The organism is Klebsiella sp. P1927, from assembly GCF_018204675.1.
GTDB classification, from domain to species: domain Bacteria; phylum Pseudomonadota; class Gammaproteobacteria; order Enterobacterales; family Enterobacteriaceae; genus Klebsiella; species Klebsiella pneumoniae.
On record NZ_CP073377.1, the window covers coordinates 3,467,897 to 3,479,270 of the forward strand.

At 58.0% G+C, this 11,374-nt stretch carries 12 protein-coding genes and 1 riboswitch; of the genes, 5 read left to right on the forward strand and 7 right to left on the reverse strand.

Translation table 11 applies throughout. From position 1 onward, the window contains the following. Window positions 1-184: 184 nt before the first annotated feature. The 6 genes from KB892_RS17585 to moaA form a co-directional block, all read right to left on the reverse strand. On the reverse strand, window positions 185-889 hold the full coding sequence (locus tag KB892_RS17585; RefSeq protein WP_004142079.1) for a Bax inhibitor-1/YccA family protein: 705 nt from the start codon (window positions 887-889) through the stop codon (window positions 185-187). Window positions 890-934: 45 nt separating this feature from the next. Further along, window positions 935-1,387, reverse strand: a complete 453-nt coding sequence (moaE, locus tag KB892_RS17590; RefSeq protein ID WP_002895674.1) for a molybdopterin synthase catalytic subunit MoaE — start codon at window positions 1,385-1,387, stop codon at window positions 935-937. A gap of 1 nt (window position 1,388) precedes the next feature. Then, complete coding sequence (moaD, locus tag KB892_RS17595; protein ID WP_002895672.1) at window positions 1,389-1,637, reverse strand: molybdopterin synthase sulfur carrier subunit; 249 nt, start codon at window positions 1,635-1,637, stop codon at window positions 1,389-1,391. Then, entirely contained in the window at window positions 1,630-2,118 is a 489-nt protein-coding gene (gene moaC, locus KB892_RS17600) for a cyclic pyranopterin monophosphate synthase MoaC (RefSeq protein ID WP_002895670.1), read from the reverse strand. Before moaC ends, moaD begins: the two co-directional genes overlap by 8 nt. Before the next feature lie 3 nt (window positions 2,119-2,121). Further along, complete coding sequence (gene moaB / locus KB892_RS17605) at window positions 2,122-2,634, reverse strand: molybdenum cofactor biosynthesis protein B (protein ID WP_002895668.1); 513 nt, start codon at window positions 2,632-2,634, stop codon at window positions 2,122-2,124. Between the two features lie 23 nt (window positions 2,635-2,657). Further along, window positions 2,658-3,647: a GTP 3',8-cyclase MoaA gene (gene moaA / locus KB892_RS17610; RefSeq protein ID WP_002895665.1), complete on the reverse strand. Its 990-nt coding sequence runs from the start codon at window positions 3,645-3,647 to the stop codon at window positions 2,658-2,660. Continuing rightward, window positions 3,635-3,773, reverse strand: a riboswitch (molybdenum cofactor riboswitch). It overlaps the preceding gene by 13 nt. A gap of 208 nt (window positions 3,774-3,981) precedes the next feature. Here moaA and yvcK point away from each other — a divergent pair. The 4 genes from yvcK to pmrB all read left to right on the forward strand — a co-directional run bounded on the left by yvcK (window position 3,982) and on the right by pmrB (window position 8,404). Next, window positions 3,982-4,887, forward strand: a complete 906-nt coding sequence (gene yvcK / locus KB892_RS17615) for a uridine diphosphate-N-acetylglucosamine-binding protein YvcK (protein ID WP_002895662.1) — start codon at window positions 3,982-3,984, stop codon at window positions 4,885-4,887. Between the two features lie 104 nt (window positions 4,888-4,991). After that, window positions 4,992-6,632 (forward strand): phosphoethanolamine transferase EptA, encoded by a 1,641-nt coding sequence (gene eptA / locus KB892_RS17620; protein ID WP_002895660.1) that lies wholly within the window; start codon window positions 4,992-4,994, stop codon window positions 6,630-6,632. After that, on the forward strand, window positions 6,632-7,303 hold the full coding sequence (gene pmrA, locus KB892_RS17625; protein WP_002895659.1) for a two-component system response regulator PmrA: 672 nt from the start codon (window positions 6,632-6,634) through the stop codon (window positions 7,301-7,303). Before eptA ends, pmrA begins: the two co-directional genes overlap by 1 nt. Window positions 7,304-7,306: 3 nt before the next feature. Beyond that, window positions 7,307-8,404 carry a two-component system sensor histidine kinase PmrB gene (gene pmrB / locus KB892_RS17630; RefSeq protein WP_002895658.1) on the forward strand — a complete coding sequence of 366 codons (1,098 nt, stop codon included), beginning with the start codon at window positions 7,307-7,309 and terminating at the stop codon, window positions 8,402-8,404. 248 nt (window positions 8,405-8,652) lie between these two features. Here pmrB and uvrB read toward each other — a convergent pair whose 3' ends face one another. Next, window positions 8,653-10,674, reverse strand: coding sequence for an excinuclease ABC subunit UvrB (uvrB, locus tag KB892_RS17635; protein WP_002895655.1), 2,022 nt, complete (start codon window positions 10,672-10,674; stop codon window positions 8,653-8,655). Window positions 10,675-11,085: 411 nt separating this feature from the next. Here uvrB and KB892_RS17640 point away from each other — a divergent pair, with 411 nt between their 5' ends. Continuing rightward, window positions 11,086-11,298, forward strand: a complete 213-nt coding sequence (locus KB892_RS17640) for a hypothetical protein (RefSeq protein ID WP_002895652.1) — start codon at window positions 11,086-11,088, stop codon at window positions 11,296-11,298. The last annotated feature ends 76 nt before the right edge of the window (window positions 11,299-11,374 follow it).

Consider the following 11,374-nt stretch of genomic DNA (forward strand, 5'->3'; position numbering starts at 1 on the left):
GAAATCTCGCCCGGCGGCGCTACGCTTGCGCGGGCCTACGGAGTGTGAGCCTGTGAGAGGATCCTGTAGGCCGGGTAAGGCGCAGCCGCCACCCGGCAAAATCAAGGGTACCGTGCCTGAAATCTCGCCCGGCGGCGCTACGCTTGCCGGGCGTTCGGAGATGCAACCCTGTGATATAAAGAGGTTAGCGGCGGTTGCCCATAATACGCAGCAGCATCAGGAACAGGTTGATGAAGTCCAGATACAGCGTTAAGGCGCCAAGGATCGAGTATTTACGCAGCGTGGCGCTGTCGCGGGTATCAATCTGCTCGCCGATGTTTTTCAGCTTCTGGGTGTCATACGCCGTCAGACCGACAAACAGCACCACCCCAATATAGGTCACGGCCCACATCAGCGCCTCGCTCTTCAGCCACAGGTTGACCAGCGACGCCAGCACGATGCCAATCAGCCCCATAAACAGCATGCTGCCGAAGCCGCTCAGATCGCGCTTCGTGGTGTAACCATACAGGCTCATCGCCCCAAACATCCCGCCGGTGACCACAAAGGTGCTGGCGATCGAGGAATAGGTATAGGCGATAAAAATGCTCGATAGCGTCAGTCCGGTCAGCGCCGAATAGAGCATAAACAGCGTGGTGGCCATCCCGGCGCTCAGCCGCTGCACCATTCCCGACAGCACAAACACCAGCGCCAGCTGGGCAATAATCAGCCCGAAGAAAGTGATTTTGCTCGAAAAGACGAACATCATCACCGCCGGAGTATTCGCTGCAAACCACGCGATAAACGCCGTCAGCAGCAGGCCGACCGTCATCCAGCCGTACACCTGCGCCATGTAAGTCTGCAGGCCGGTACGGCCCTGCACTATTGAATCGGAACGCGGATATCTGTCCATGACTCTCTCCTGATTAACAAAGTTTCACCCTGTAAGCGTATCACACTACCAGCGCTCTGCCGCCTGGCGATCGCTGTCGCGGGCGTCGACCCAGCGTTCGCCATCCGGCGTCGCTTCACGCTTCCAGAACGGCGCGCGGGTTTTCAGGTAATCCATAATAAACTCGCCGGCGGCGAAGGCGCTGCCGCGGTGAGCGCTGGTGACGCCGACAAACACAATCTCTTCCCCCGGCCACATTTCGCCGATGCGATGGATAACCGTCACCCGGCCCAGCGGCCAGCGCTCGCGCGCCAGCTCGACAATTTCCGCCAGCGATTTTTCAGTCATCCCCGGATAGTGCTCGAGGGTCAGCGCCTTCACGCTGTCGCCGAGGTTGTGGTTACGCACTTTACCGGTGAAGGTGACCACCGCGCCGTCTTCATCGCGTTCCGCCAGCCAGGGATATTCCTCACTGACGCTAAAGCGCGCCGGGCTGACCACGATACGGGTTTGCGTCATGTCAGCCCCCCGTTACCGGTGGGAAGAACGCCACTTCGTCGCCGCTGGCCACTGGATGTTCGAAAGAGGTTAGCGTCTGGTTAACCGCCGCCAGCAGCTTGCCCTCCTCCAGGGCCAGCGCCCAGCGATCGCCGCGGGCGGCAAGCTGCTGACGAACCGCTTCGACAGTCGCCAGTTCGCTGGCATCAAGGGTCAGCGAATCGGTACCGACCAGCTCGCGCACCTGGGCAAAAAACAGAACCTTAATCATGGCATTCACCCACCTTAAAATCGCCGGACTTGCCGCCGCTTTTCGCCAGCAGGCGCACTGGGCCAATCACCATATCCTTCTGCACCGCTTTGCACATATCGTAAATGGTCAGCGCGGCAACCGAGGCGGCGGTCAATGCTTCCATCTCAACGCCGGTTTTCCCGGTGAGTCGGCAGAGCGATTCAATGCGCACCCGGTTATGTTCCGGCTGCGCCTGCAGATTGACTTCCACTTTGCTGAGCATCAGCGGATGACACAGCGGGATCAGCTCCCAGGTGCGTTTGGCCGCCTGGATCCCGGCGATACGCGCGGTGGCAAACACGTCGCCTTTATGGTGGCTGCCGTCGATAATCATCGCCAGGGTCGTCGCCTGCATTTCAACGTAAGCCTCGGCGCGCGCTTCGCGCACCGTTTCCGCTTTGCCGGAGACATCGACCATATGGGCTTCACCCGCGGCGTTAATATGGGTCAGTTGTGACATAGATTATTTCTTCAGGTGTGGAATGAAGTTACAGGGACGGGTGCGGGCATCAAGCTGCGGGGCGATGATGTTGTCCCACGCCGTACGGCAGGCTTTGGTTGAGCCCGGCATGGCGAAAATCAGCGTGCGATTGGCGACGCCGGCCACGGCCCGGGACTGCAACGTCGAAGTGCCGATCTCTTCGAAGGACAGCATGCGGAACACTTCGCCAAAGCCTTCGACCTCACGATCAAACAGCGGCAGCAGCGCTTCCGGCGCCTGATCGCCGTCGGTAAAACCGGTGCCGCCGGTGATCAGCACCACCTGCACGTTATCGCTGGCTATCCACGCCGATACCTGAGCGCGGATGGCGTAGCGATTCTCTTTGACGATCGCCTTCTCGACGACTTGGTGCCCCGCCTCCTGCGCCGCCTCGCGCAGCCAGTGACCGGAAGTGTCGTCCTCTTCGCCGCGACGGCTGGAAACGGTAAGAATAGCAATACGGGTCGGGATAAACTCAGCGCTAGCCTGGCTCATCTGAATGCTCCTTTCGAAAACGATTAACCGCCAATATAGGACAGGTTCTGCGTAATACCGGTGTTGCCCTGATGCAGGAAATGGGTCTGCTTTTTATGGGTTAAGGCTTCGGCGATCCGCGCCTCAAGCGCGGCCTGCTGCTGGTCTTCGGCCATCAGGTCGCGCAGGTCGACGCCGCCTTCGCCAAACAGGCACAGGTGCAGTTTGCCAACGGACGAGACGCGCAGCCGATTGCAGGTGGCGCAGAAGTCTTTTTCATACGGCATGATGAGGCCGATCTCGCCGGCGTAGTCCGGGTGACAAAAGACCTGCGCCGGGCCATCGCTGCGCTGGCGGATCTGATGGATCCAGCCGCGGCGCAGCAGTTCATCGCGCAGCACCATGCCGGAGAGATGGTGACGGCGGAACAGGTCGCTGCCTTCACCGGTTTCCATCAGCTCAATAAAGCGCAGCTGGATACGACGGGGTTGGATCCAGGCGAGGAAGGTATCGAGCTGGTGATGGTTAACATCACGCATCAGCACGGTATTCACCTTTACCTTGTCAAAGCCGGCGGCGAAGGCGGCGTCAATGCCGTCCATCACCTGGTGGAACTTGTCCTGGCCGGTGATGGCATGGAACTGGCGGGCGTCGAGGCTATCAACGCTGACGTTAATCGCCGTCAGGCCGGCATCGCGCCAGCGTTCGACATCGCGCGCCAGGCGGTAACCGTTGGTAGTGACCGCAATCTGACGGATCGCCGGGTTTTCACGCACGGCGGCAATAATCTCGGTGAAGTCGCGGCGCAGGGAGGGTTCCCCACCGGTGAGGCGAACTTTTTCGGTGCCCAGCGCAGAGAAAGCGCGCGTAACCCGGCGTACTTCGTCTACGCTGAGAAAGCCATTGTTATTGACGGCGCCGGGCTTATAACCGTTCGGCAGGCAGTAGGTGCAACGGAAGTTGCACACATCGGTAATCGACAGACGCAGGTAATAAAACTTACGCGCGAATGCATCGGTAAGCTGTGAGGCCATATACACCTTTCCAAATACGGGAGACGCGGTCATTTCTTTCCACGCCCTGGCGACAACCGGCGGCGTCGCGGCCAAATCGCCATATCTTTTGACACAGGCGAAGAGGCTAGAGTGTTAACAGGTTATGTCGATAGTAGCGCGTTACAGGCAGTTTCGCCATTGGCGATTTCGCTATATAATCTTATACATATCGCTATCTTCGTGCATTTTCGCTACAGAATAGCCATAAATCATTTTTTTGCCTTGATGTCGGTCAGTTTGTCGGGCTCCTCCCATCGTCTTTTAGGGGTAGATCGGGTAGTGTGTGGCCGTTTATGTGAAATAAGGAATTTCTATGCGCAATCGTACATTCGCTGACCTCGATCGGGTGGTCGCGCTCGGCGGCGGGCATGGTTTGGGCCGGGTGATGTCCTCCCTCTCCTCGCTCGGCTCACGGCTGACCGGCATTGTCACCACCACCGATAACGGGGGTTCCACCGGGCGGATCCGTCGTTCGGAAGGTGGCATTGCCTGGGGCGATATGCGCAATTGCATCAATCAGTTAATTGCCGAGCCGAGCGTAGCGTCGGCGATGTTTGAGTATCGTTTTGGCGGTAACGGCGAGCTTTCCGGGCATAACCTCGGAAATTTGATGTTAAAGGCGCTGGATCACCTGAGCGTGCGGCCGTTAGAGGCGATCAATTTGATCAGAAACCTGCTGAAAGTGGACGCTTTCCTGATCCCGATGTCAGAACAACCGGTGGATTTGATGGCGCTCGATCATGAAGGCCATGAAGTTTATGGCGAAGTGAATATTGATCAGCTTGATAATGTGCCGCAGGAGCTGATGCTCACCCCGCCGGTACCGGCCACCCGCGAGGCGGTGGAGGCTATCGCCGAAGCCGATTTGATCCTCATTGGGCCGGGCAGTTTTTACACCAGCCTGCTGCCGATCCTGTTGCTCGACGAGATGGCCCGGGCGTTGCGCCGCACCCCGGCGCCGATGGTTTTTATCGATAACCTCGGCAAAGAGCATAGCCCGGCCGCGAGGCTGTCGCTGGCGGAGCGCATCGCGATTATGGAGCGCTATGTAGGCAAGCGGGTGGTGGATGCGGTGATCGCCGGTCCAAAAGCCGATATCAGCGGCATTGACGACCGGTTGGTGATCCAGACGCCGCTGGAGGCCAGCGACGTTCCCTATCGTCATGACCGGGCGCTGCTCCGCGGGGCGCTGGAGAAAGCGATCCAGCTGCCGGGCTGATCCTGCGCGCCGGAGGCGGCCCTCTTCGGCGCACCTTAAAATCTTAAGGTTGTCTTAAAATAGGGCTGGCACTATACCCTCATCTTTTTCTGTGGGTGTGCATTATGTCGTTATTGCCTCTGCGTCGGCCGGTGGTCAGTCGCACGACTTATCTGATTCTCTTTGCTTGCTATATCGGCATCTTTCTCAACCTGGCTTTTTATCGCCAGGTTTTCCCGTTACTGCCGGTAAATAGCCTGCATAACTGGCTGGTATTTCTCAGTATGCCGATCGTGGCCATTAGCGTGATGAATATCCTCACCACTCTCGCCTCGTTCCTGAAGCTGGACCGGCTGGTGATTAGCCTGTTCATTCTGCTCAGCGCCTCGGCGCAATACTTCATCTGGAACTTTGGCGTGGTGATCGACCGCAGCATGATCACCAATATCCTCGACACCACTCCGGCGGAAAGCTTTGCTCTACTCTCCGGCGAAATGATTGCCGTCCTCGGCCTTTCCGGGGTTTTGGCGGTATTCGTCGCCTGGTGGGTGAAAATCCGTAAGCCCGCCACGCGGTGGCGCGGCGCGGCGATGCGCCTGCTCAATATCGCCGTTTCGGCGCTGCTGATTATTCTGGTGGCCGCGCTGTTCTACAAAGATTACGCCTCGGTGTTCCGTAACAACAAAGAGCTGGTGAAATCCCTGAGCCCTTCCAACAGCATTGTGGCCGTGAACTCCTGGTATGCTCATCATCGGATGGACAACCTGCCGCTGGTGAAGATTGGCGAAGATGCCACGCAGAAAGCGGTGATGCATAACGCTCCCCGTAAGAACCTGACGATCGTCGTGCTCGGCGAGACTTCGCGAGCGGATAACTTCTCACTGGGCGGCTATTCGCGCGACACCAACCCGCTGATGCGGCAGGACGGCGTGATCTATTTTCCGCATACCACTTCCTGCGGCACGGCAACCGCAGTTTCCGTGCCGTGCATGTTCTCCAATATGCCGCGCGCACATTATGATGAAGAGCTGGCGCACCATCAGGAAGGCGTCCTGGATATTCTACAGCGCGCAGGGATCCGGGTGCTGTGGAACGATAATGACGGCGGCTGCAAAGGCGCCTGCGACCGGGTACCACACCAGAACGTCACCGACCTGAAGCTCACCGGGCAGTGCATCGATGGCGAGTGCTACGATGACGTCCTGTTCCATAATCTCGACAGCTATATCGATAACCTGCAACAGGATGGCATTATTGTGCTGCATACCATCGGCAGCCACGGTCCGACGTACTACAATCGCTATCCAGCGGCGTTTCGCAAATTCACGCCGACCTGCGACACCAATGAGATCCAGGGCTGTACCCGGGAGCAGTTGACCAATACCTATGACAACACCATCCTTTATGTCGACTATGTCGTTGATAAAGCGATAAAACTACTGCAATCTAAACAGGATAAATTTACCACTAGCCTGGTTTATTTGTCCGACCACGGCGAATCGCTGGGAGAAGATGGCGTCTATTTGCATGGTCTACCGTATTCCATCGCGCCGGATACGCAGAAACATGTGCCGATGGCGCTGTGGCTCTCCGCCGACTACCAGCAGCGCTACGGCATTTCCGCGCACTGTCTGCAGCAGCGGGCGCAAAAAGAGAATTACTCGCAGGATAATCTGTTCTCCACCCTGCTCGGCCTGCTCGGCGTCAGCACCCGCGAGTACCAGGCGGCAGATGATATCTTAACGCCATGTAGAGAGGCTGGTTGATGAAAATCTTAGTCATTGAAGACGATGCGCTGCTGTTGCAGGGGTTAATTCTGGCGATGCAAAGTGAAGGATACGTGTGCGACGGCGTCTCCACCGCGCACGAAGCCGCGCTATCGCTGGCCAGCAATCATTACAGCCTGATCGTGCTGGATCTCGGCCTGCCGGATGAAGACGGGCTGCATTTTCTCTCCCGCATGCGGCGGGAGAAAATGACCCAGCCGGTGCTGATCCTCACCGCCCGCGATACGCTTGAGGATCGCATTAGCGGTCTCGATACCGGGGCGGATGACTACCTGGTAAAACCCTTTGCCCTGGAGGAACTCAATGCGCGCATTCGCGCCCTGCTCCGCCGGCATAACAACCAGGGCGATAATGAAATCAGCGTCGGCAATCTGCGCCTTAACGTCACTCGCCGCCTGGTGTGGCTGGGTGAAACGGCGCTGGATCTTACGCCGAAAGAGTATGCCCTGCTGTCGCGGCTGATGATGAAAGCCGGTAGCCCGGTGCATCGCGAGATCCTCTACAACGACATTTACAGCTGGGACAACGAGCCGGCGACCAATACCCTGGAAGTGCATATTCACAACCTACGCGAAAAGATTGGCAAATCGCGGATCCGCACCGTCCGGGGCTTTGGCTATATGCTGGCTAACAACATCGACACGGAATAGACCATGGCTCTGTTTGCAACTGAAACCTGGACCATGCGCCACCGGCTGCTGCTGACCATCGGCGCCATCCTGGTGGTCTGCCAGCTGATAAGCGTCTTCTGGCTATGGCATGAGAGCAAAGAGCAGATCCAGCTGCTGGTGGCCAGCGCCATCGAAGGGCACAACAACCAGAAACATGTGGAGCATGAGGTACGGGAAGCGGTTGCCAGCCTGCTGGTGCCGAGCCTGCTGATCGTTGGCCTGGCGCTGTATATCAGCATGCTGGCGGTGCGCAAGATCACCCGCCCGCTTTCACGACTGCAAAGCGAACTGGAGAACCGCACGCCGGACAACCTCACTCCTATCGTACTCAGCGAATCGGTGCCCGAAGTCACGGCGGTGACCACCGCCCTGAATCAGTTGGTTTCCCGCCTCAATCTGACCCTCGACCGCGAGCGGCTGTTTACCGCCGACGTGGCGCATGAGCTACGCACCCCGCTGGCCGGGCTGCGGCTGCACCTTGAGCTGCTGGCGAAAGTGCATGGCATGGGCGTCGACCCGCTGATCCAGCGTCTCGATCAGATGACCACCAGCATTTCCCAGCTGCTGCAGCTGGCGCGCGTCGGCCAGTCCTTCTCCGCCGGCAGCTACCAGCAGGTGCTGTTGCTGGATGACGTGGTAAAACCGCTGCAGGACGAACTGGAGGCTATGCTGGCGCAGCGTCAGCAGCGGCTGCTGCTGACGGATATCGAAAACGAGGCCGTCGTCTCTGGCGATGCGACGTTAATCGGCGTGATCCTGCGCAATCTGGTGGAGAATGCTCACCGCTACAGCCCTGAAGGGTCGACGATCCGCGTGTCGGTGAAAGCGGGCCTGATGCCGGTGATGGCGGTGGAAGATGAAGGGCCGGGGATCGATGAGGCGAAAAGCGGCGAACTCAGTAAAGCCTTCGTGCGCATGGACAGTCGCTACGGCGGCATTGGCCTCGGACTGAGCATCGTCACGCGCATCGCTCAGCTGCATGACGCCCAGTTTTTTTTGCATAACCGACAGCCAGGGCCAGGGGTCCGCGCGTGGGTGCTATTCCCGCAGCGCGGGGGTCAGAACGTCAGCACCCATTGATGGAAGAAGGCAACAATAATGACCAGGGCGGTGGCGACCGCCAGATATTCACGGAAGTTAATTTTTTGCATGGGCGCTATCCTCATCAGGTTGAAGATAGTGTCGCCTGGCGAGATTAAGCAAACATTAAGAAGGCCGCAACGCGGCCTTTTTTCTTCTCAAATGTTTGTTATCTGGCAAGCAGGACGATAAGAGAAGCGCGCCTTCACTATACCCCGCACGTCCACTCCGCCAGTCTGCGCCCAGAATCAGGAGGCGGCGATAAACAGCTCGCGTAGCTGATGCAGCTGGTCGCGTATTTGCGCCGCCTCCTCAAACTCGAGGTTCTGCGCGTGCTGCATCATCTGCCCTTCCAGCTCGTGGATTTTCTGCTGCAGCGCTTTTGGCGTCATATCCACAGCGCTAAGCCCGGCAGGCTCAACGGCCTTCGCTTTACCGCGCCCTTTGGCTTTGGTTTTCGCCAGGCCCTGGCCCAGCTGCAGGATATCCACCACTTTCTTATTGAGCCCCTGCGGCACGATGCCGTGCTCTTCGTTGTAGCGCTGCTGTTTCTCCCGTCGACGCTCGGTCTCGCCAATGGCTTTGGCCATGGAGGGGGTGATCTTATCGCCGTAGAGGATGGCCTTGCCGTTGACGTTGCGCGCCGCGCGGCCGATGGTCTGGATCAGCGAGCGTTCAGAACGCAGGAAGCCCTCTTTATCCGCATCCAGGATCGCCACCAACGACACCTCAGGCATATCCAGCCCCTCACGCAGCAGGTTGATCCCCACCAGCACGTCAAACTCGCCAAGACGCAGGTCGCGGATGATTTCCATGCGCTCGACGGTGTCGATATCCGAGTGCAGATAGCGCACGCGCTCGCCGTGCTCCTCAAGGTACTCGGTTAAGTCCTCCGCCATCCGCTTGGTGAGAGTGGTGACCAGCACGCGCTCGTTGATGGCCGTGCGCAGGCGGATCTCTGACAGCAGATCGTCGACCTGAGTCGCCACCGGGCGCACTTCGATGATTGGGTCAAGCAGACCGGTCGGCCGCACCACCTGATCCACAACCTCGCCGCCGGATTTATCCAGCTCATAGGCGCCCGGAGTCGCCGACACATAGATGGTTTGCGGCGCCAGCGCTTCGAATTCTTCAAACTTCATCGGCCGGTTATCCAGCGCCGACGGCAGGCGGAAACCGTATTCCACCAGCGTCTCTTTGCGCGCCCGGTCGCCCCGGTACATACCGCCGATCTGCGGCACCGTGACGTGGGATTCGTCAATCACCAGCAGGCCATCCGCCGGCAGATAGTCGAACAGGGTCGGCGGCGGCTCGCCGGGTCCGCGCCCGGAGAGAAAGCGCGAGTAGTTTTCAATGCCCGAGCAGTAACCCAGCTCGTTCATCATTTCGAGGTCAAACTGGGTACGCTGGGTTAAGCGCTGCTCTTCCAGCAGCTTGTTGTTGGCCAGCAGCACCTTGCGCCGCTCCGCCAGCTCAAGCTTGATCTCTTCCATCGCCTGGACGATGCGCTCCCGCGGCGTTACGTAGTGGGTCTTGGGATAAATGGTATAGCGCGGCACCGTCCCTTCGACGTGGCCGGTGAGCGGGTCGAATAGCGACAGACGCTCGACCTCTTCGTCAAACAGCTCAATGCGCAGGGCGATATCGTCGGATTCCGCCGGGAAGACGTCGATCACCTCGCCGCGCACGCGAAAAGTGCCGCGCTGGAAGGCCTGATCGTTGCGGGTATACTGCAGTTCGGCCAGACGACGCAGGATCGCCCGCTGGTCAATCAGCATACCGACCGTCAGATGCAACATCATTTTCAGATACAGGTCCGGGTCGCCGAGGCCGTAGATCGCCGAGACTGACGCCACCACCACTACGTCGCGCCGCTCGAGCAGCGCTTTGGTGGCCGACAGACGCATCTGCTCAATATGTTCGTTTACCGAGGCGTCCTTCTCAATGAAGGTATCTGAGCTGGGAACGTAGGCTTCCGGCTGATAGTAATCGTAGTAGGAGACGAAATACTCGACGGCATTCTCCGGGAAAAACTCTTTCATCTCGCCGTAGAGCTGAGCCGCCAGGGTTTTGTTTGGCGCCAGCACCATCGTCGGCCGCTGTAGGTCGGCAATCACGTTGGCGATGGTAAAGGTTTTACCGGAGCCGGTAACCCCCAGTAGCGTCTGATGCGCAAGCCCATCCTCCAGCCCCTCTTCCAGGCGGCGGATGGCTTCCGGTTGGTCTCCGGAGGGGCGAAAGGCGGAATGCAGTACAAACGATTTACTCATCAATCAGAACCTGAAAAAAGAATTAGCGGCCGGTGTTTAATTCTACCCCCCGGACCGTTTTTTGCCAATAAATTATACTGGATATTTAAACAGTACGTACTTATGATAACGCCACAAAAGGGTCTTATTGGCTAGCAAGCTGGGTGCAAAACGCGCGTCAGACGGAATAATCCTCCGGCCGCCAGGGTTATCCCCAGAAAATTTTACCTTTTAACATTTGTCAAGCGGACGGATTAAACTTTTATGGCAGCAGATGACGCTTTTCTTACACCCATTGATTTTATCTAACAAGCTGATATTTAAGATCTTTAAAGAAAAGACGCCTTTCGCGCCAATTCAGCCGCAAGCCGCGTACGCTCTAGCTTGCCGCAGGTTTTCTAACTCTAATACACAAGGTTATCCACAGGAATAGTGGATAACTGTCCGCAGCCCAAGACCACCGCCGCCCGGCGCCTGTCGCCTTTTGCGGTCAACCGCGTGGCGAAAAATTTTTATCGAACTATTTTTGATAACTATCCGCTTAAAGCCGCTCGATTTTTGCTGCTTTTTGCACCACCCTTTAGCGTCGGGCACCGGAAAAGTGCAGCCCCGGCGCTGACGAGGCCCGATGGTATCGGCGTTTAGCGCTTTTTTCCGAGCGTTCTTTTTCCTGGCAAGAGTTTTGCAGCATCTTTCTGTCGCCCTGACGCCAGGATAAGGA

Bases quoted from the DNA above. Each gene is read 5' to 3' on its own strand.
- eptA (WP_002895660.1), top strand. From the start codon at position 4,992: ATGTCGTTATTGCCTCTGCGTCGGCCGGTGGTCAGTCGCACGACTTAT.
- moaD (WP_002895672.1), bottom strand. From the start codon at position 1,637: ATGATTAAGGTTCTGTTTTTTGCCCAGGTGCGCGAGCTGGTCGGTACC.
- pmrB (WP_002895658.1), top strand. From the start codon at position 7,307: ATGGCTCTGTTTGCAACTGAAACCTGGACCATGCGCCACCGGCTGCTG.
- yvcK (WP_002895662.1), top strand. From the start codon at position 3,982: ATGCGCAATCGTACATTCGCTGACCTCGATCGGGTGGTCGCGCTCGGC.
- moaE (WP_002895674.1), bottom strand. From the start codon at position 1,387: ATGACGCAAACCCGTATCGTGGTCAGCCCGGCGCGCTTTAGCGTCAGT.
- uvrB (WP_002895655.1), bottom strand. From the start codon at position 10,674: ATGAGTAAATCGTTTGTACTGCATTCCGCCTTTCGCCCCTCCGGAGAC.
- KB892_RS17585 (WP_004142079.1), bottom strand. From the start codon at position 889: ATGGACAGATATCCGCGTTCCGATTCAATAGTGCAGGGCCGTACCGGC.
- moaA (WP_002895665.1), bottom strand. From the start codon at position 3,647: ATGGCCTCACAGCTTACCGATGCATTCGCGCGTAAGTTTTATTACCTG.
- moaB (WP_002895668.1), bottom strand. From the start codon at position 2,634: ATGAGCCAGGCTAGCGCTGAGTTTATCCCGACCCGTATTGCTATTCTT.
- pmrA (WP_002895659.1), top strand. From the start codon at position 6,632: ATGAAAATCTTAGTCATTGAAGACGATGCGCTGCTGTTGCAGGGGTTA.
- moaC (WP_002895670.1), bottom strand. From the start codon at position 2,118: ATGTCACAACTGACCCATATTAACGCCGCGGGTGAAGCCCATATGGTC.